The sequence below is a fragment of the Rhodococcus oxybenzonivorans genome (assembly GCF_003130705.1).
Lineage (GTDB): Bacteria > Actinomycetota > Actinomycetes > Mycobacteriales > Mycobacteriaceae > Rhodococcus_F > Rhodococcus_F oxybenzonivorans.
The window spans coordinates 6,139,207-6,159,325 of sequence record NZ_CP021354.1 but is presented as its reverse complement, the minus strand read 5'-3'; the positions used below and the strand labels follow the sequence as shown (position 1 = coordinate 6,159,325).

16 protein-coding genes are annotated in these 20,119 nt (G+C 65.6%); 8 read left to right on the top strand and 8 right to left on the bottom strand.

Annotated features, from left to right (window positions below; all coding sequences use genetic code 11):
• Positions 1–55: 55 nt before the first annotated feature.
• Entirely contained in the window at positions 56–4,531 is a 4,476-nt protein-coding gene (locus CBI38_RS28465) for an AAA domain-containing protein (protein ID WP_109334237.1), read from the top strand.
• A 12-nt stretch (positions 4,532–4,543) separates the two neighbouring features.
• Here the strand turns inward: CBI38_RS28465 and CBI38_RS28460 are convergent, their stop codons facing one another.
• Positions 4,544–5,137 carry a TetR/AcrR family transcriptional regulator gene (locus CBI38_RS28460; protein WP_109334236.1) on the bottom strand — a complete coding sequence of 198 codons (594 nt, stop codon included), beginning with the start codon at positions 5,135–5,137 and terminating at the stop codon, positions 4,544–4,546.
• Between the two features lie 79 nt (positions 5,138–5,216).
• Between CBI38_RS28460 and CBI38_RS28455 the strand changes: the two genes are divergently transcribed.
• A complete protein-coding gene (locus tag CBI38_RS28455) occupies positions 5,217–5,603 on the top strand; it encodes a DUF1304 domain-containing protein (RefSeq protein ID WP_109334234.1) in 387 nt (128 codons plus the stop codon).
• A gap of 34 nt (positions 5,604–5,637) precedes the next feature.
• Positions 5,638–6,642, top strand: coding sequence for an NADP-dependent oxidoreductase (locus CBI38_RS28450; RefSeq protein WP_109334232.1), 1,005 nt, complete (start codon positions 5,638–5,640; stop codon positions 6,640–6,642).
• Between the two features lie 43 nt (positions 6,643–6,685).
• On the opposite strand, the gene xylB is transcribed toward CBI38_RS28450, so the two are convergent.
• Genes xylB through CBI38_RS28430 form a run of 4 tightly spaced genes read right to left on the bottom strand, consistent with a single transcriptional unit; the run spans position 6,686 to position 11,490 of the window.
• The gene (gene xylB, locus CBI38_RS28445) at positions 6,686–8,077 is read right to left on the bottom strand and encodes a xylulokinase (protein WP_109334230.1); all 1,392 of its coding nucleotides are present in this window, start codon (positions 8,075–8,077) and stop codon (positions 6,686–6,688) included.
• Positions 8,074–8,997 carry a carbohydrate kinase family protein gene (locus tag CBI38_RS28440; RefSeq protein ID WP_109334228.1) on the bottom strand — a complete coding sequence of 308 codons (924 nt, stop codon included), beginning with the start codon at positions 8,995–8,997 and terminating at the stop codon, positions 8,074–8,076. Before CBI38_RS28440 ends, xylB begins: the two co-directional genes overlap by 4 nt.
• A complete protein-coding gene (locus CBI38_RS28435; protein WP_109334226.1) occupies positions 8,994–10,475 on the bottom strand; it encodes a mannitol dehydrogenase family protein in 1,482 nt (493 codons plus the stop codon). The genes CBI38_RS28440 and CBI38_RS28435 overlap by 4 nt, the downstream gene beginning before the upstream one ends.
• Before the next feature lie 10 nt (positions 10,476–10,485).
• The gene (locus CBI38_RS28430) at positions 10,486–11,490 is read right to left on the bottom strand and encodes an NAD(P)-dependent alcohol dehydrogenase (RefSeq protein ID WP_109335427.1); all 1,005 of its coding nucleotides are present in this window, start codon (positions 11,488–11,490) and stop codon (positions 10,486–10,488) included.
• A gap of 149 nt (positions 11,491–11,639) precedes the next feature.
• Between CBI38_RS28430 and CBI38_RS28425 the strand changes: the two genes are divergently transcribed.
• Genes CBI38_RS28425 through CBI38_RS28405 form a run of 5 tightly spaced genes read left to right on the top strand, consistent with a single transcriptional unit; the run spans position 11,640 to position 17,017 of the window.
• Positions 11,640–12,662 carry a sugar-binding transcriptional regulator gene (locus CBI38_RS28425; protein ID WP_109334224.1) on the top strand — a complete coding sequence of 341 codons (1,023 nt, stop codon included), beginning with the start codon at positions 11,640–11,642 and terminating at the stop codon, positions 12,660–12,662.
• A 52-nt stretch (positions 12,663–12,714) separates the two neighbouring features.
• Positions 12,715–14,040 (top strand): ABC transporter substrate-binding protein, encoded by a 1,326-nt coding sequence (locus CBI38_RS28420; protein ID WP_109334222.1) that lies wholly within the window; start codon positions 12,715–12,717, stop codon positions 14,038–14,040.
• The gene (locus CBI38_RS28415) at positions 14,037–15,002 is read left to right on the top strand and encodes a carbohydrate ABC transporter permease (RefSeq protein WP_109334220.1); all 966 of its coding nucleotides are present in this window, start codon (positions 14,037–14,039) and stop codon (positions 15,000–15,002) included. Before CBI38_RS28420 ends, CBI38_RS28415 begins: the two co-directional genes overlap by 4 nt.
• A complete protein-coding gene (locus CBI38_RS28410) occupies positions 15,002–15,880 on the top strand; it encodes a carbohydrate ABC transporter permease (protein WP_109334218.1) in 879 nt (292 codons plus the stop codon). Before CBI38_RS28415 ends, CBI38_RS28410 begins: the two co-directional genes overlap by 1 nt.
• A 51-nt stretch (positions 15,881–15,931) precedes the next feature.
• Positions 15,932–17,017: an ABC transporter ATP-binding protein gene (locus CBI38_RS28405; RefSeq protein WP_109334216.1), complete on the top strand. Its 1,086-nt coding sequence runs from the start codon at positions 15,932–15,934 to the stop codon at positions 17,015–17,017.
• A 341-nt stretch (positions 17,018–17,358) separates the two neighbouring features.
• On the opposite strand, the gene CBI38_RS28400 is transcribed toward CBI38_RS28405, so the two are convergent.
• The 3 genes from CBI38_RS28400 to CBI38_RS28390 are packed head-to-tail and all read right to left on the bottom strand — an operon-like array spanning position 17,359 to position 20,107.
• On the bottom strand, positions 17,359–17,835 hold the full coding sequence (locus CBI38_RS28400; RefSeq protein WP_109334214.1) for an SDR family NAD(P)-dependent oxidoreductase: 477 nt from the start codon (positions 17,833–17,835) through the stop codon (positions 17,359–17,361).
• Positions 17,832–18,767, bottom strand: coding sequence for an acyl-CoA dehydratase activase (locus tag CBI38_RS28395; protein ID WP_109334212.1), 936 nt, complete (start codon positions 18,765–18,767; stop codon positions 17,832–17,834). The genes CBI38_RS28400 and CBI38_RS28395 overlap by 4 nt, the downstream gene beginning before the upstream one ends.
• Positions 18,767–20,107, bottom strand: a complete 1,341-nt coding sequence (locus CBI38_RS28390; RefSeq protein ID WP_109334210.1) for a 2-hydroxyacyl-CoA dehydratase subunit D — start codon at positions 20,105–20,107, stop codon at positions 18,767–18,769. Before CBI38_RS28390 ends, CBI38_RS28395 begins: the two co-directional genes overlap by 1 nt.
• Positions 20,108–20,119: the final 12 nt, after the last annotated feature.

Sequence of the window (20,119 nt, the reverse complement as noted above, 5' to 3'; positions counted from 1 at the left end):
GTGTGCGGGGCGGGGGCCAGCGCCGACCATCACCGAGAACTCTCAGAGGTTTACATTGTCGAGTCCCGAAACCGACGCCGAGCTTGCAGGCCGCGTCCAGCGGCTGCTGCAGTTCCTGCGCGAAATCGTCAGGGCTCGCACCAAGCCTGTACTGCGCGTCGACCAGCACGAACAGGTGGAATGGCTGTACCGCGATGGCAGGGTGCTCCGACCCTCGGCAGATGCAGCGCAGGGTGACATTGTCCTCCGAGCGCCCGTCGCTGCCGTGGAGGATCCACCGGCACTGCCGCCCGTTCTGCACGGCTGGGTGGATGCGGCTGCCCGATCCGACAGCTCGCGGCCCGAACTGACCTTGAATGCATCGGACGCCTATGCGGAGGACTCCGACGAGGAATACGACGTCCGCCGGGCGTACGAGGTCCGGCAAGCCTTCGACGCGTACCTGCCGCGGTGGAAGGCCTGGGCGGCGACGGATCGCGAACAGCGCCCGCACGCCGAGCTGTACCAGTCACTGCAGTCGATACTGCAGGAGCTGAATGCCCGGCCCGAGTCGATCGAACTCGTCCTCGCCTCCGGTCTGCTCACCGTTCCCGGTGTGGGTCCGGATGCCGGTATCCGCACCCACCTCGTCACGCAGCCCGCAGGGATTTCCCGCGACGTTCGGACAGGTGACCTCCTCGTGCGGTTGACGCCGAGCACAGCGCCTCGGCTCGAAGATTCCCAGCTGCTGACCGGGCTCGGACTCTACGACAGCTCGCAGTCGATGCGACTGCAACAGCAGTTGCAGGAGGTCGCGACCTCCCCGCTCGGCCCCGAGATCGGGCAGTTCCTCCGGGAGTGGGCACCGCTGGCGGTCACCACCGCTATCGATGTCCGTGACGCTGTCGAGCCCCCGGACGAGACGGGGACGGCCACACTCGCCCCCGCACCCGCGCTGGTCCTTCGCAAGCGCAGCGCATTCGCGCTCGTCGAGTACTACGAGAAGATGATCGCCCATCTCGAACGCGACGGTGCCACGGTCCCGCTCGGGCTTGCCCAGCTGGTCGACGCGATCGAGCCTGCGGACCGAGTGACGTGGCTGCAGCGCACGGGTGCTGCCGCGCCCGCCACGCTCGCCGAGGACCCTCTGTTCCCCCTTCCCGCCAACGCCGAGCAGTCGCAGATCATCGAGCGCCTCGGTGGAGACAGTGGGGTGGTGGTCGAGGGGCCGCCGGGGACGGGGAAAACCCACACCATCGCGAATCTTGTCTCGGCCCTCCTCGCCCGGGGACAGCGGGTGCTGGTCACCAGCGAGAAGGCTCAGGCGCTGCGTGTGCTCCGCGACAAGCTGCCGCCCGAGATGCAGGAACTGTGCGTCTCGATCACCGACCTCTCGCGCGGTGGATCCGACGAGCTCAACCGCAGTGTCGCGACGATCGCCGAGCGGAAGTCGTCGTTCAACCCGGACAGCGAGGGCAAGCGGATCGCCGACCTGCGGGCCCAGCGGGCGGAGGCAATGCAGAAACGTGCGGTCGTACTCGACCGCGTGACGGCACTGCGCGAATCCGAGACGTACCTCTACGATCCCGTGGCCGAGGGTTACGAAGGCACGGCCGCCACGATCGTCCGTAAGGTCATGGCCCTGCAGGCCGACTTCCAATGGCTCCCCGGACCCCTGCTGAGCGAGGAATCGCCGCTGACGGGCGCCGAGCTCGACACCTTGCGCGCACTCTGTGTGACGGCAACACCGGAACGTGCCCTGCGCTCGCGGCAAAGTCTGCCGCCACTCGACGCACTTCTGCCCAACCGCGCAGAACTCGAACGGCTCTGCGCACGGGCGTCGACCACCGTTCCCATCGACACCCCGCAGTCGGCGCATCTACTGGACGTCCTCGGCGGCGTCGACACCGATACCGCGCACACGGTCCGCCGGCACTGCAAGGAACTGCAGGCCCGGGCGCACGACGTCCTCGAACTCGACGGCAGATTCCACGAACTGGCCGACACGGTTCTCGCCGGCCGGGCCACGCATTTGTGGGGCCGATTGGATGCGCTGCCTGCCATCGTGGAAGCGGCCGCCGCCGCCGACCGCTACATCGGCGCGCACGACGTCCAGAGTTCCGTCATGAGCAGGCCTGCACTCCACGCGGTCGGGGCGCTGGCGGTGGCCATGGAATCCGGTGCCGTGGAATGGAAGTCGCGCTTTCGGCGCAGCGACGAGCAGAAGGCCGTCGAGGAGCTCGGCATCGAGGCGACCGTCGACGGACTACCCGCCACCACGGCCGCTGCCGTCCGTCTCGTCACGGAACACCTACGCGCGCACGACGCCGCCCAGACCGCGGCAACACTGTTGGGCGATCTCGGCATTCCGGTGGAGATGAACGGTTCCCGCGCCGTTCAGGTCGACAGCCTCAACCTGATGGTCGGCAGAATCGCGCGGGTGCGTGCCTTGCTCGTGGCGCGCGATGCGCTTGCCCGTGAGCTGTTCGCGCTGTCGCCCACTGCCCCCCGCATGCGCACACTTCGCGACGCCACCGCGGTCGCCGGTGCGGCCGAGGCCATCACCACCCGTACCGACGTCGACAGTGCGCGTGCAGAACTCGACGCTATCGTCTCGGCGGTGTCTGCCGAGATCGACTCGGGTCCCTCCCCCGAGGGCACCGCTCTGGTTTCCGCACTCGACCGTGCCGACAACGCGGCACTGTCCGCTGCCCTCGCGGAATACGCCAGGGCGCGCGCCGAGCAGCACGATCAGTTGCTCTTCGACGAGTTGTCCGACCGCCTCGCCCCCGTCGCCCCGGCTTTTTACGAACTGGTGCGCCGGACAGCGACGCTTCCCGAATGGGACGAGATGAGTTGGCAGCTGTCGGAGGCGTGGGCGTGGCGTCGTGCCCGTCAGTGGGTCACCGAACAGCATCGCGCCGGGCGCGAGCAGGAACTCGAAGCCGAACTGAACGGCCTCGACGCCGATCTGGCACATCTGACCGCTCGGCTGGCGGCCGCGGCCGCGTGGCGGGACTGCCTCGAGAATCTCACCGCCGACCAGGTGCGGGCGCTCCAAACGTACCGAGAGCACATCTCCAACATCGGTGCCGGAGGCGGAAAGTACGCCGAAAAGTACCGCAGTGCAGCCAGATCCGCAATGGGAGAGGCGCAGGGAGCCGTGCCCGCCTGGGTGATGCCGCTGCAGCAGGTTCTCGCGTCCATACCGCCGGTTCCGGGCAGCTTCGACGTCGTCATCGTCGACGAAGCGAGCCAGGCCGACATCACCAACCTCTTCCTGCTGTGGCTGGCACCGCGGGTGATCGTGGTAGGCGACGACAAGCAATGCGCGCCCGCCGATATCCCCACCAACGGGACGCTCGACGACGTCTTCACCAGATTGGATGCCTACCTTCCGGATCTCCCGGAATACGTGCAAGCGACGCTGACTCCCCGGTCGAGCCTGTTCTCCATCCTGCGTACCAGTTTCGGCCAGGTGGTCAGGTTGCGTGAGCATTTCCGGTCGATGCCCGAAATCATCAACTGGTCGAGTACCCAGTTCTACGGTGAGCTTCCTCTGGTGCCGGTGCGGCAGTTCGGTGCAGACCGGCTACCGCCCCTGCGGCACACCTACGTTCCCGACGCCACGGTGTCGGGTAGGGACGCGACGCTCGCCAACCACGTCGAGGCGAAGGCGCTCGTCGATCAGCTCATCGAATGTCTCGTCGATCCCCGGTACGACGGAAAGACGTTCGGAATCGTTGTGTTGCAAGGGCAGTCGCAGGTCGACGCGATCCGCGGTGAATTGGTGCGGCGCATCGGAATCGAGCAGTGGGAGCAACGGCGGCTGCGGGTGGGAACACCGCCCGACTTCCAGGGCGATGAACGCAGCGTCGTCTTCCTGTCCATGGTGGTGACGCCGGAGCAGCACTTCGTGCCGCTGACGGCCAATCAGTACAAGCGTCGATTCAACGTCGCGGCGTCGCGGGCGCAGGACCAGTTGTGGCTGTTCCACTCGGTGACCGTCGACGAACTGAAGCGAGCAGACCTCCGTAACTCCCTGCTGAGCTACGTCATGTCGACGTCGCCGGCGCCGGCCGAGCCGATGCCCCAGGGTGTGAGCCGAGACGTCCGGACGCCACCGTTCGACAACCTCCTCGAGCAGCGGGTGTTCCACGACATCGCCGAGCGCGGCTATCACGTCAATCCTCAAGTCGAGGTGAACAATCGGCGTATCGACCTCGTAGTCACCGGCGGGACGATGAGGCTGGCCGTCGAATGTGATGCGGACGCCTTCTCTACTACGCCGGCACAGCGCATCGCCGACCTCGAACGCGAGCAGGAACTCAAGCGTTGCGGCTGGACCTTCTGGCGTGTGCGCGAATCCGAGTACTACCTCGACCCGAAGGCGGCGATGGCCGGTCTCTGGGACACCCTGGACAACCTGGGTATCGCCCCCCACGCCGTCGAACACGCCACCGCGATCGAGACGGCGGCCGCCGAGCGGGCGTCCGGAGACGGCGTTCCTCCCGAGCGCGGCAAGCACGCGGCGCCGGCTCTGGCCGACTGACGGACGGCGCGGTCAGGCGGTCCCGCGCCACTCCTCGAGCTGTTCGATCGCCGTGTGCGCCACCGCGATCGCCTCGTCCCGGTTGATGCGCGAGAGCAGGAACGCGCTGACCGACAACGACGTCAGCAGCCGCGTGCGGTGCTCGACGACGGCGGCAGGCGCGTCCGGATCCAGGGCACGCAGCGCGTGGGTCAGCGCTGCGGACAGTTCGCTGCGGTAGGCATCCACGACCATCCGCTGAGTCTCGTCGTGGGCGGCGAACCCGGCAGCGCTGTTGAGGAGCAGGCACCCACGACCCGGGCAGTCCTCGGGGAGCGTGGCCAACGTCTCGGCGAGAGCGCGGTAGTAGCGCACGCCCGCGTCGGGCCGGGTGGGTTCAGCGGTGAGGATTTTCAGACGCGGGCGGACGACCCGGTCGAGGTAGTCCTGCACGGCGGCGTCGAACAGGCCCCGCTTGCTGGTGAAGGCGTTGTACAGGCTCGAGCGGTTGAGTCCGGTGGCGCGTTCGAGGTCCGGCACCGACGTGGCTTCATAACCCTTGTCCCAGAACACGTCACGTGCGAGGCCGATCACCTCGGCGGTGTCGAAGTCCTGTGTCCGTGGCATGACGATCCTCACTCACTGTTGTGAAACGCTCATTTCAGTATATATTGAAATGGTCAGTTCACAATCAGGAGGAGCTTGCATGGTCACCGCCGGTCTGGTTCTCGCCGCTTTCGCCAGTGCATTACACGTGTACATCTTCGTGCTCGAGTCGGTGCTGTGGACAGCGCCGCGTACCCGCGCGACCTTCGGCACCACCGCCGACGATGCCGCCGCCACCAAGGAGCTGGCCTTCAACCAGGGCTTCTACAACCTGTTTCTCGCCATCGTGACCGCGGTCGGCATCGTTGCGGTCGCTGTCGGCGCGACTGCGGTGGGTGCTGCCCTCGTCTTCGCAGGTGCCGGATCGATGGTTCTCGCCGCGGCTGTCCTGCTGATTTCTTCACCGGACAAGGCACGCGCCGCTCTCACCCAGGGCACGCTTCCGTTGCTCGCGGTCCTTCTCCTCGCGCTCGGACTGGCGCTCTAGACATCTTTCGTCAAAGCAGTGAAAGGAACTACTCGTGGTATCGAGCACGCAGATTCAATTGATCAACCGGCCGGCGGGCTGGCCCACCCAGGACGACTTCCGGACTGTCACCGTGGAGTTGCCCGACCTCGCCGGTGATCAGGTTCGTGTGGTCAACGAGTTCACCTCCGTCGACCCATACATGCGCGGTCGCATGAACGACGTCAAGTCCTACATTCCGCCGTTCGTGCTGGGGGAGACCATGACCGGTGGCGCAGTGGGGCGAGTCGTCGAGTCGACCGCCGACAGCCACCCCGTCGGCTCCGTCGTGGTGCACGACCTGGGATGGCGCGACGTGGCGCAGGGCGATGCCTCCGCATTCCGTGTGGTGGAAGAGATTCCCGGTGTCCCGGTGTCCGCATACCTCGGCATTCTGGGGTTGACGGGCCTCACCGCCTATGTGGGTCTTCTGCACATCGCCCACATGAAGCCCGGTGACTCCGTGTTCATTTCCGGTGCCGCCGGTGCCGTCGGAACTGCGGCCGGGCAGATCGCCCGCCTCGAAGGCGCCTCCCGGGTCCTCGGATCCGCGGGCTCAGCCGAGAAGGTGGCGCTACTCACCGACCGCTACGGCTATGACATCGCGCTCGACTACAAGGCCGCACCCATCCGCAAGCAGCTGCTCGAAGTCGCGGGTGACGGAATCGACGTCTACTTCGACAACGTCGGCGGCGATCACCTCGAGGCGGCACTCGCCGCCATGCGCAACGGGGGACGAGCCGCGCTGTGCGGCGCGATCGCCGGCTACAACGCCACCGAGCGTGTGCCGGGACCGGACAACATGATGAACATCATCAGCCGCGGTCTCACGTTGCAGGGATTTACGCTGGGCAACTACACCCACGTGTTCCCCGAGTTCGCCGCCAAGATGGGACCGTGGCTTGCGTCCGGTGACGTGGTGCACGACGAGACGGTGGTCGAGGGCATCGAGAATTCGGTGGACGCATTCCTCCAGCTCATGCGCGGCGGGAACGTCGGGAAGATGCTGGTCAAGGTGTAGGCGGCTCCGCCGCCCGTGAGTGGTTGAGGAGTCCAGAGACTCGTTAACCACTCACGGGCGCGGAGCGCCTGTAGCGTTCGCGGACGTTGGGGGCAGGGTCGGCTTCGTAACGCTGGGTGGAGGTCTGATTCCACTTGGGTGGTTGCGTGGTGCCGGCGAGTGTCCACGCAGCCTGACGGCACGCGCCGACCGCGACGTACTCACCGGGTTGCGGCACCAGGACGGGCGCACCGAAGATGGCCGGGGCGATCTCACGTAGTGCCCGCGAGCGTGCGCCGCCACCGACGAGCAGGATCCGGCGCACGGCGACACCCTGCGCGACCAGGTGGTCGATTCCATCGGCCAACCCGCACAGCAACCCTTCGACGGCCGCCCGCGCGAGGTGGGCGGGCGTCGAATTGCTCAGCCGCAAACCCTCTATCGACCCTGTGGCGTCCGGTCGGTTCGGTGTGCGTTCGCCTTCGAAGTACGGCACCATCACCAGGCCGCCGCTGCCGGACGGTGCCGACAGCGCAAGCCGCGACAGCTCTTCGTGATCGACCCCGAGTAGTGCCGCGGTGGCGTCGAGTACCCGCGCCGCGTTGAGCGTGCAGACGAGCGGCAGATGGCGTCCGGTCGCGTCGGCGAACCCTGCGACGAAACCGCCGGGGTCGTTGGCCGGTATGTCCGACACCGCGGACACCACCCCCGATGTGCCCACCGAGACGATGACGTCACCCTCCTGTGCGTCCAGAGCGAGTGCGGCAGCGGCGTTGTCACCTGTTCCGGGGCCGAGTACCGCGCCCGACCGCGTCTCGCCGATCCGCTCGGAGGGCGCTGCCACTCGGGGCACCTGCACGGAGCGGCCACGGAGGGCCAGCGACAACAGGTCGGGTCGATACGCGTTGGCCGCGGCCGAGAAGTATCCGGTGCCGCTGGCGTCGCCGCGGTCGGTGGCCAGGGCGTCGAGATCGCGGGCACTGGTGAGCTGCCAGCCGATCCAGTCGTGCGGGAGGCATACCGCTGCCGTTCGGTCTGCCTGTGCGGGTTCGGAATCCGCGAGCCATCGCAGCTTGCTGACGGTGATGGCCGCGAGCGGGACGACACCCACGGCGTCCGCCCAGGGGTCGGGACCGCCGAGATCCTCCACCAACTGTGCGGCAGCCCCCGCCGACCGGGTGTCGTTCCACAGCAGCGCCGGGCGTACCACCGACCCGCTGTCGTCGAGGCACACCATGCCGTGTTGCTGGGCTCCCACCGACACCGCGGCGACGTCGTCGAGACCACCGGCCGTGGTGATCGCGGTGTCCAGGGCCCGCGCCCATTCCTGCGGGTGCACTTCGGTCCCGTCGGGATGGGGCGCTGTGCCCTTGCGGACGAGTTCTCCGGTGTCGGCGTCGCAGACGAGCACTTTGCACGACTGGGTCGACGAGTCGATTCCTGCGACGAGTGTCATTGCAGAATCCCGGCCTCTCGGTCGAGCGTCTCGCGGTCGGGAAGGTCCGCGCCGGCCTTGGCGACGGTGAGGGCGGACATGAGAACGGCGTTGGCGAGTACGGTGCGCAGCCGTGCGGGATCGAGTGCACGCAGGGCGCCGCGGTGTTTCGCGCCGAGCAGGCCCTGGGACCAGAAGCCGTCGAGCAGTCCGGCCATGAAGGCGTCACCGGCGCCGACGGTGTCGATCACCTGGACCTCGCGCGCGGCCATCTCGACGACACCCGCCGCGCACACCGCGAAAGCGCCCTCGGAGCCTTTGGTCACGGCGACCACTGCGGGTCCGAGCGCCAGCCAGTCGCGGGCGATGTCGACGGGGTCCCGGGTGGGGTCGAACCAGGCGAGGTCCTCGTCGCTGGCCTTGACGATGTCGGACATCGACACGAGGTGCTCGATTCGTTCCCGGGCCCGTACCTCGTCGGTAATCAGTGCGGTCCGGACGTTCGGGTCGAAACTGATGGTCGCCGAGGAGCGGAGGCGGTAGAGGATATCGGCCACCACGGCACATCCAGGTTCCGTCACGGCGGCAATGGACCCGGTGTGAACCAGCTCCGGAGTCGAGGCCCAGGCGGGGGCGGGCAGCGCCCATTCGAGGTCGAACTCGTAGGTGGCCGCACCTGTCGGGTCGAGTGTCGCGCGGGCGGTGGCCGTGGACTCTGCGGACATGCTTCCCGACGCCACACGGACGCCCGAGGCTGCGAGGTGGTCGAGGATCATTCCTCCCCGTGCGTCCTCCCCGATGCGGGTGACGAACTCGACCGGTCTGCCGAGGCGGGCGAGTCCGACCGCCACGTTGAGGGGGCTGCCTCCGGCGTACTCGGTGGTGGTGCCGTCGGCAGCGGTGACGATGTCGATGAGGGCTTCCCCGACGACCATGCTCATGACTGCACCTTCTCGAGCAGGGATTCGAGTGTTTTTCGCGCGCCGACCCGGTGTAGCGAATCGAGTGCCCACAGATAGGCGGTGACGAACCGTGGATAGTCGGCCAGATCGCCGAAGACCGATTGGTTCTCGATGAAGGCCGTAGGGTTCTCGTGCTGGCTCCGCGCGATCGGCACGAGGGAGTCCTTCATCTGGTCGACGACGTCGATGGGTTCGCCGTCCTCGTCCACTCCCTCGGCGTACCGGGCCCAACTCGCGACGATCGCGGCCGACAACCGAATGTGCCGGTCGGTGATCAGATTCTCGCGGATCACCGGCAGCAGCCACTTCGGGATGCGGTCGGAGGACTCGGCGCACAGGCGGGCGACGGTGTCGCGGATCTCCGGGTTCGAGAAGCGTTCGATGAGCGTGCGCTTGTACTCGTCGAGGTCGACGCCGGGAACCGGCGCCAGGGTAGGTGTGGCCTCGTCGTCCATGTACGACAACAAGAATTCGGCGAACAGCGGGTCCTGCGCGACCTCGTGCACGAGGCGATACCCGGAGAGGTACCCGAAATAGCAGAGGGCCTGATGACTGGCATTGAGCAGGCGGAGTTTCATCAGTTCGTAGGGTGCGACATCCTCTACCAACTGCACGCCGACCTGCTCGAACGGCGGCCGGCCCAGAACGAACGAATCTTCGAGAACCCAGGAGGTGAACGGTTCGGCGGCGACGGGCCACTGGTCGTCGACGCCGAATCGAGTCGAGAGTGCCTGCGTCACTTCTACGGTGGTCACCGGGGTGATCCGATCGACCATGGAGTTGGGGAAGGAGGTCTCGGTGCGCATCCACGCCGCGAGTTCCGGGTCTTTCATTTCGGCGTAGGCGAGGAACATCTTGCGCGCCACGGTGCCGTTTCCCTCGATGTTGTCGCACGACATGATGGTCGGCGACGCCAGTCCGCGGGCCCGTCGACGGGCCAGCGCTTCCACGATGAGCCCGAATGTGCTTGTCGGCGCGGCGCCGTCGCGGAGATCGTGGACGATGTCGGGATTCTCGCGGTCGAACTCGCCGGTGTCGTGGGTGAAGTTGTAGCCGCCCTCCGTGATGGTGAGCGAGACGATCCGGGTGGACTCGGCGGCGATCTTCTCGATCACCGCTTCGGGGTCGTCCGGTGCGAAGAGGTAGTCCACGATGGAGCCGATGACGCTCACGTCCCAGGTCCCGTCGCCATGTTTCAGGGCCAGGATATAGAGCCCGTCCTGTGCCTCGAGTACGTCCTTCATGCGCCGATCGCCGGGCAGAACCCCGACTCCGCAAATGCCCCACGCGCGGGCCTGCCCGAGGCGCAGTAGCTTGTCGACGTACATCGCCTGGTGTGCACGGTGAAAGCCCCCGACACCGAAATGCACTATCCCGACGGTTATGTCGTTTCGGTCGTAGGTGGGTACTTCGACTGCATCGCTGAGACGCTCCAGCGTCTGCGCGTTCAGTTGCATCGCTCTCTCCTCATTCCTGGACGCGTACGACGGCCTTGAGGCTGCCCGGCATCCGGTCTGCATTCAACGCTTGTTCGGCCTCGGCCAACGGGTACTTTCCGGTGACCATCGAATCGAGATCGACCCGGCCGGAACGGGCGAGTGCGATCGCAGCGGGCCAGGTGTTGGCGTACCGGAAGACGCCGGTGAGTATCAGTTCCCGGTTTTGAATCGTCTGCACCGGAAGTGTCATCTCGCTCGAACCCATGCCCACCAGGACGACGGTGCCCGCCGGCCGGACCGCGCCGATTCCGGCCAGCACGGCGCTCGGCGCTCCGGACGCGTCGACGAAGGCATCCACCCGAAGGGCCGACACGTCCTGCTCGCGCGGGTCGAGCACGGTGGTGGCGCCGAACTTGGCGGCCACTGCCCGCCTTTGTGCGTCGAGATCGGAGACGATCACCTCCGTGGCGCCGAAGGCCAGTGCCGTTTGCGCCGTGGCGATTCCGATCGGCCCGGCGCCCGCGATGAGCACCCGCGACCCCGCGGTCAGCCCGGCTTTCCGGGCCGTGGCGATGGCCACCGACAGCGGCTCACACAGCGCTGCCGCGTCGTCGGACATCTCGTCCGGGACGGCGTGCGCGAAGGCGGCGCCGATCGTCACGTACTCGGCGAGCGCCCCGTCGATCGGCGGGGTCGCATAGAACTGCATGTGCGGGCAGAGGTTGTAGAGGCCGCGCCGGGTCTCGTCGCTACCGGGATCGGGGCGCTGGGGTTCGATCGACACCCGCTGCCCGATCCGGTCTGTCGCGACGCCCTCGCCGACACCGACGATGGTGCCCGACGCCTCGTGGCCGAGAACGATGGGCTGTTCGACGACGAACTCCCCGATGCGTCCCTCCCGGTAGTAGTGCGCATCGGATCCGCAGACGCCGACCGACGAGACCTGCACCAGCACGTCGCCCGGAGCGGGGGTAGGTACCGCGCGCTCCCTGATCTCGATGCGACCGGGTTCGACGAGAACGCTGGCTCGCATCGTGCTGGGCATACGCGAGGGAAGTGTTGTGTGGGTCACATCTCGATGCTAACGTACTGAGCAGAAGAACGCATAGTGATCATTTGCTCACGGCTTCTCGGGCAACCGAAGTACCGCTCCACGGCCCGAGATCATGGCGAGGAGAACCAGTGACATCCCCCGACGCGACGGCGCCGACGCCGTCTCTCACCGCAGTCCCGTCACCGTCGACCACGGAAGATCTACGACTCGCGTTACGAGCGGCAACGCTCTACTACCTCGACGGGCTGACGCAGGCCGAGGTCGCGACTCGGCTCGGCGTCTCCCGGCCCACCGCGGGCCGCTTGGTTGCCCGCGCCAAGGCGCAGGGCTTGGTCCGCATCGACGTGCAGGTTCCGGCGCATCTCAGTGAGGCGCTGCGCTCCGACGAGGAACGCGCTCTCGAAAAACGGTTCAACCTGGTGGAAGCGGTGGTGGTGGCCGATTCGGTGGACGCCGCCGGCCCGATCGACCAACACGGCAGCTTCGCCGGGGTGGGACGCGCTGCTGCGTCGTTGCTCGTACGGCGGATCCGTGACACCGACACGCTCGGTTTCACCTGGGGCCCGGAAACGGTGGCCGTGGCGCAGGGTCTGCCCTCGGGTGCGGCGGTGTGCGCCACCGTTGTGCAGCTCGACGGCTCGGTGAGTGCCATCAACTATCAGACCGGCACCGAGTACGTCCTCGGTAGGTGTGCTGAACAATTGCAGGCGAACACTATTCGGCTTCCCGTTCCGCTGTACGCGGATGCGTCCACGGTGGTATCCATGCGGGGAGACTCGGTGATCTCCAAGGCGCTCGAGGTCGGTCGCACGGCGCAGATGATGATGTTCGGCACCGGCGCGGTCTCCACGTCGACCACGTTGTTCGAGGGAAGCTTCCTCGACACCGACATGCTCTCCGTACTTACCGACCTCGGCGCGGTCGGCGAGGTGGGTGGCCGTTTCTTCCGGCTCGACGGCACTGACGTGGATGGGCCGCTGAACGAGCGGGCCATGTCTGTTCCACTCGACGACATCCGGGCCTGCGAGGGATCGATCCTCGTCACGGGTGGAGCCGCGAAACACCATGCGGCACTGGGTGCCCTCAACGGCGGACTGGCCAAGATGCTGGTCTGCGACATCGAATGCGCGCGTTGGCTGCTCGATCAGTAGCACCACGCAAGAGAGGTGAAGATCGGTGAAGAAACACAGGAAACCGGCGACGATGCTGGTGGCGGGCGCGGGAGCGCTCTGCCTCACGCTCAGTGGTTGCGCGGGCGCCGGATCGCTGGGCGCGTCGGATCAGACCATCACCATTGCGATGGTGTCCAACTCACAGATGCAAGATGCTCAGAAGCTCGCGTCGCAGTTCGAGGAAGAGAACCCCGACATCGACCTGAAGTTCGTGACACTGTCGGAGAATCAGGCGCGCGCGAAGATCACGGCATCCACCGCAACCGGTGGCGGCGAGTTCGACGTCGTGATGATCAGCAATTACGAGACTCCGCAATGGGCCAAGTACGGTTGGTTGAAGAATCTGTCGGAGTACGCCGAGGCGACCGAGGGGTACGACGAAGCCGACTTCATCCCCACCCTGCGCGAGTCGCTGTCCTACGAAGGGGACATGTACTCGGTGCCGTTCTACGGCGAGTCCTCGTTCCTGATGTACCGCAAGGACCTGTTCGAGCAGGCCGGGATCACCCTGTCGGAGAAGCCGACGTGGACCGAGGTCGCCGCAGCCGCACAGCAACTCGACTCCGAAGACATGGCCGGTATCTGCCTCCGTGGCAAGCCGGGCTGGGGTGAGTTGCTCGCGCCGCTCGACACCGTCATCAACACGTTCGGTGGCCGCTGGTTCGACGAGGATTGGAATGCGCAGCTCACCAGTCCGGAGGTGGAACGCGCCGTGCAGTTCTACGTCGATCTGGTGCGCGAGTACGGCGAGCCCGGTGCCGCGACGAGCGGTTTCGGTGAGTGCGCCACACAGCTGGCTCAGGGGCAGGTGGCGATGTGGTACGACTCGACGTCCGCGGTGTCCACCCTGGAGGATCCGTCGTCGAGCGCCGTCGTCGGCAAGATCGGGTACGCACCCGCACCGATCGAGGTGAAGGACAACTCCGGCTGGCTGTACAGCTGGTCACTCGGAATACCGGAGAGCAGCGACAACCCCGATGCGGCGTGGAAGTTCATCTCGTGGATGACCGACAAAGAATACATACGCACGGTCGGTGAGGATCTGGGCTGGGAGCGGGTGCCCCCGGGCAGCCGTCTGTCGACCTATGAGATTCCCGAGTACAAGGAGGCCTCGGCGGCCTACGGTCCGCTGACGCTCGAGGCGATCGAGAACGCGACACCGGAAGCGCCTACCGTGCAACCGGTTCCGTACACCGGCGTGCAGTTCCTGGCGATCCCGGAGTTCCAGGATCTCGGAACCCGCGTCAGTCAGCAGATCAGTGCGGCCATCGCGGGCCGGCAGACCGTGCCCGAGGCGCTCGCCCAGGCACAGCAGTACGCCGAGGTCGTCGGCGCGACATATCGGGAGGAACAGTGACCACCATCGCGGAGAAGCCAGCCGCGGATAACACCGCTGACCGGGTGCGAGAACTGCGGGAGGCCAAGGACGACAGCGTCTCCCGCGCCGAGGGATGGCGTCGCCGAGGACCGTTGCTGCCCGCCCTGATCTTCATGATCGTGGTGACTCAGATCCCGTTCCTGTTCACGCTGTACTACTCGACGCAGTCCTGGAACCTGGTACGTCCGGGCTCCCAGGCGTTCGTCGGACTGCAGAACTACGTGGACGTGTTCCAGGACAGCCAGTTCCGTGAGGTCGCGGTCAACACCGTGATCCTGATCGTCGGCACCGTGCTGATCTCGGTGGTGCTCGGACTGCTGCTCGCGCTGCTGCTCGACCGCGCCTTCCTCGGCCGGGGCATCGTGCGTACCCTCCTGATCACCCCGTTCCTGGTGACGCCTGTTGCCGGTGCGCTGCTGTGGAAAACCACGATGTTCGACCCCGTGTTCGGCATCGTCAACTTCGTCCTCTCCCCGTTCGGTGTGGGGCAGGTCGACTGGGTCAGCAGGTTCCCGCTCCCCGCGGTCATGGTGAACCTGATCTGGCAGTGGACGCCCTTCATGATGCTGCTGATTCTGGCGGGTCTGCAGTCCATGCCGCGCGATATCCTCGAGGCGGCACGGGTGGACGGCGCCAAGCCCTTCGCGATGTTCCGTGAATTGACCCTGCCGCATTTGCGCCGGTTCATCGAACTGGGTGCGGTGCTGGGGGCGATCTACCTGATCAACACGTTCGACGCCATCTACATGATGACCCAGGGCGGGCCTGGCACGGCCAGTGCCAACCTCCCCTTCTACATCTATCAGCGGGCGTTCCTCGGATTCGACATCGGGCAGGCCGCCGCGATGGGCGTCATCGTCGTGATCGCGACCATCGTCGTCGCGACCCTGGCGTTGCGCCTGATCTTCAAGAGCTTTACCGGTAACGAGGAGGCAGCGTAATGAGTACCGACACTGCGGCGGCGCCGGTGGAATCGACTCCCGCCGTCCCGGAGACGAAGCGGGCGCGCAAGCACCGCAAGTTCAGCCCGTGGAGTGTGGTGGCGTGGATCGTGGCCCTCGGCTTCTTCTTCCCGGTGGCCTGGATGGTGCTCACCGCGTTCAAGCAGGAGGGTGACGCCTACACGACTCCGCCGAAGCTGTTCTTCACGCCTACCCTGGACCAGTTCACGGCAGTGCTCGAGAGCGGAATCGGCATCGCACTGCTTAATTCGGCCTTCGCGACCGCCATGTCGACGATCCTCGTGCTGGTACTCGGTGTGCCGGCGGCGTTCGCGCTGTCGCTGCGGCCGGTACGCAAGACGAAGGACGCCCTGTTCTTCTTCATCAGCACGAAAATGTTGCCGATCGTGGCCGCGATCATCCCGCTGTACGTGATCGTCAACGACATCGGTCTGCTCGACAACATCTGGGCGCTGGTCATCCTGTACACGGCGATGAACCTGCCCATCGCGGTGTGGATGATGCGCTCGTTCTTCCTCGAGGTCCCGGGCGAACTGCTCGAGGCGGCGAGCATGGACGGAGCGAGCCTGTGGACGTCGGTGCGTGAGGTAATTCTTCCGCTCGTGTCTCCCGGCATTGCGGCCACCGCGTTGATCTGTGTGATCTTCTCGTGGAATGAGTTCTTCTTCGCGGTCAACCTCACCGCCGTTCAGGCGCAGACCATTCCGGTGTTCCTCGTCGGATTCATCACCGGTGAGGGACTGTACTGGGCCCGACTTTCTGCAGCGGCGACGCTGGCGGCGCTCCCGGTCATCCTGGCCGGCTGGGTGGCGCAGAACAAGCTGGTGCGCGGCCTGTCCTTCGGTGCCATCAAATGATCACCCCGACAATCACTTCCCCCGACTTCGGTACTCACAAGAGGAGCAATCATGGCTGACATCGCGTACAAGGGCGCATCCTGCATCTACGAGAACGCTGACACGCTGGCGGTCGATTCGCTCGACCTCGAGATCGAAGACGGCGAGTTCATCGTCCTCGTCGGACCGTCCGGTTCCGGCAAGAGCACGGCACTACGCATGCTCGCCGGCCTCGAGGACATCGACGAGGGCACCATCACCATCAACGGCAAGGACATGGTGGGTGTGCCGTCGAAGGACCGCGACATCGCGATGGTATTCCAGAACTACGCCCTCTACCCGAACAAGACGGTGGGCGAGAACATGGGATTCGCGCTGAAGATGCGCGGGATCGGACTCGAGGAACGCAAGCGGAAGGTGGCCGAGGCGGCCAAGGTTCTCGATCTCACCGAATACCTCGATCGTAAGCCGGGCAAGCTGTCCGGCGGCCAGCGGCAGCGCGTCGCGATGGGACGCGCGATCGTGCGTGAACCTCAGGTGTTCTGCATGGACGAACCACTGTCCAACCTCGACGCCAAACTGCGCGTCCAGACGCGTACCCAGATCGCGGCATTGCAGCGCAGGCTCGGCACCACCACCGTCTACGTCACCCACGACCAGGTCGAGGCCATGACGATGGGTGACCGGGTTGCCGTCCTGAAGAACGGTAAACTGCAGCAGTTCTCGGCGCCGACCGAGCTGTACGACCGGCCGAACAACGCCTTCGTCGCCGGCTTCATCGGGTCACCGGCCATGAACCTCATGACCATGCCCATCGTCAGCGACGGAGTGCGCCTGGGAAACTCGACGCTCGCTCTCGAACGCGACCAGCTGTCGGCGCTGCACTCCGCCGGGCTGGACACCGTCACGGTCGGGGTCCGTCCCGAGCAGTTGGAACTCTCGACCGGAGAGGGCGGCATCGAGGTGATCGTCGACCTGGTCGAGGAACTGGGGAGTGAATCCTACGTCCACACCCACATCGCCGGCGACGGTACGCAACTGACCGCCCGTTCACTGACCCGCACCCCCGCGCGGCTGGCCGACACGGTGTCCCTGCGCAAGCGCGAAGGAGCGGTGCACCTCTTCCACCCGGAGACGGGCGAGCGGATCGGCGACTAGAGCGTGGGCGCGGCCGATCCGCGATCGGGCCCGCGTCCACCCGATTGTCCCGATCGTCGAATCAGCTGTTGGACAGACGTTCCGGCGCCGGCTTCTCGTCGAGTCGTGTGGCGGTCAGTGCCCCGGATGCTATCCCCTGCTGCAAAAGAAATCTCTGAAGCACCGATTCTGGCAGGAGGTGATGGGTTCATCAACGGTCGTTCTTCGGGGCTGGTGGGGCCGTGTCACGAGATCGGTACGGTCATGCCGGACGATCAGTTCAAGATCGTCATCCCGACCGCCACCAGCATGGTCGGAGAACCTGTTCACAGCGAAGGAACGCGGCAAGCAAGTGGTCCTCTTCAGCCGCAACGCTGCAGGACTGCGGTTGCGACCGCATCCGGTGCGGCATTCTCGGCAGCTACCCAAGTGATGCGGATGCCATCCGTATAGTGCGGCGGTTCGATGCGAGTGCCGACGTCGACTACCGTCCCCGAACCCTGCTCTCGCATGGCACACAGTACGGATTTCCTGATTGCGCCGGCGTCGGAAAAGCAGTTGATAAAAATGTCCGGATCTCCGAGCGACGCGCTCAGTTCGGATAACAGGCGGTCGGCGTCGGATTCTGAGGCCGGGTCTCCGCTGGCGGAGAGGGCCCAGATCCCGGATGCAGATGTGAAGAGCGTCCTCGCAGCCGCGTCGCCTTGCTTGGCATCGTGAGCGATCAGACCGATGCGCTGTGTTCCGGCGCGGACGAAGTGCTGTGCGATGAGAAGGCCGATGCCGCTGTCACCGCCCACGATGAAGACGGTGGCATCGGCAACGTCAATCGAACTCATGACTTGCGCCGAAGTGTCAGCGGCACCGAAACGTGGTTGTGATCGCCGGCGGTACCGTCACAGCCGGCGCATTGCGGCACGATTCCTGCGGCCCGTACGGAGAGTTGCTCTTTGGCTTTTGCGTCTCGCGATTCGGCCGAAGAAACTGAACCCGCGTACTCGTCCCGTGCGAGCAGCCCGGCTCCGTATGCTCCGGCGATCTGCGGCTGTGCAAGCACATCGATGGGGTGCCGCAGCGCCTTCTCGATGTAGTGCCGAGCGGCAGCGTTCTGCGCGACGCCGCCGGTCATCACGGTTGGCGTCGCCTTCCCGACCTGTGCTACCAAGCCCAGCGTACGGGCGGCAACGGCTTTGTGAACCGAGGCGGCGATGTCCGACTTCTCCCGACCTTGCGCCAGCATCGAGATGACTTCGGTCTCGGCGAACGTGGCGCACATGCTGCTGACTTCCAGACCTTCCGCGCCGGAGAGCGCAAGGTCGCCGACATTGTTGACGTCGACCTCCAATGCACGGGCGAGCACGTCGAAGAAGCGTCCGGTCCCGCTGGCGCACCGATCGTTCATGGCGAAGCGGTCGACGAGTCCGTCGGAGTCGACGGCGATGACCTTGCTGTCCTGCCCGCCGATGTCGATTACCAGCCGGACGCCCGGATACAGAGCAGCCGCGCCGCGTGCATGGCAGGTGATCTCGGTGAACGAGCGGTCCGCGCCGGGTACGAGCTTGCGTCCATACCCGGTGCTGATGGTGCGTCGTATGCTGTCGCGACCGATGCGGGCCGAGGTCAATGCGTGATCCATCGCGCGCAGCACGGCGTCACGGCTGACCGCCCCCATTTGCACGACACTCGATCCGGCCAGCCCGCCGTCCTGATCGACTATGACTGCCTTTGCCGTCGTCGAACCCAGGTCGACGCCCATCACGTACCAACCCATCAGGCTAGAGTCTTCATCCGCTGCACGTCGATTGCTTCGAGCATTGCCTCGAGGCGGCTGTCGAACAGCTCGTCGTTGTAGAACGAGGCGTCTGCGACGTCGCCTTCGAAGAAGAACGATTTGACGCCTCGCTCACGCTCAGCGGATTTGGCGAGCATCGACTGTGGATTTGTCATCGCTCGGCACGTTCGGGTCGAATGGAAGGCAATGCCATCGATCGAGTACTCGTCGAGACGGCGAAGCAGCAGCTCCTGCAGGTTTCTCAAACCGTGGTTGAGCGGGCAGAGCAGGTAGTGCTGAGCCATGCCGCGGAGAGGGTTGTCGATATCGATGAGTTGTGGTTCCTGCCAGAATGATTCGTGGGTGTAGCGACCGGCGACGACCGCGACGTCGTATTCGGCGAACTTCCTCGTGAGGAAACCGAGCTTGTTCCAGTTCATGATGCCATCGAAGTAGACGCGGTAGCGTTCGTTCGCCACCCCGGAGATGCCGTCGACGATGCGTTGCTGGATCTCGGCTTTCACGCCGGCGAAGTAGTCGACCAGTGCCTGGTTGCCGGGTAGGAAGTTGATGGGTGCGATGCTGGCAACCCAATCCCAGTACGTCGCGGGTGTCGGCGCCAGCGTGCACAGTTGCATCGCTTCGAGTCGCAGTTCGGAAGCGCGCTTGATGTAGGACATACTCTCGCTCAACAGGTCCCAGTCGAAAGGTCGTCCGGTCTGATGCTCGAGGAAGCTGACGAGTTCGCGCAACTGGCCTTCGGCGTACGTGCTGACTTCTTCCCATTCTTCGCCGCGCATATAGCCGGCGTCGGGCTTGTTGCCCCACAACATCGGCAGCGACACGTTGAAGATCGGAAGCTTGCGGTCGAAGACGCGGTAGGTCATGGCGTCCCACTGCTGTCCGGTGCTGCACCCTGCGTAGCCGTTGACGAAGAAGTCCGGTGCGGGCAACTTCGCTGCAAGTTCCTGCTGGTCCACCACCCCGACCACACCGGTCTGTCGTTCACTGATGGTTTGTTGGGTCAGAACCGCGCACCCTAGGTGCGTACGGGCGTATGAACAGAGCTCGCCGATGTAGCCGTACTCGGCCCCGGCGGCCTGCGCAGGCTCTTCGAGGTGTTGCGCGGCCAGTCGAGCGGCGAAGGCCTCACCATGGCACCATTCGAGTCCCGCCGCTTGGAAGAGCGGATTCATGGCGGCGCCGTTGTACCAGACGACGTGTTTGCCGCGTTCCTTCGCGGTGAAGATGTTGTCCCAGTAGTCTGCGGTCATCTTCCCGCCGAGCCGAGTGCTCTTCAGGCGGTTGGTCTTGTCTTGATTCTGATCTGCGAGCGTCATGGTGAACTCCTG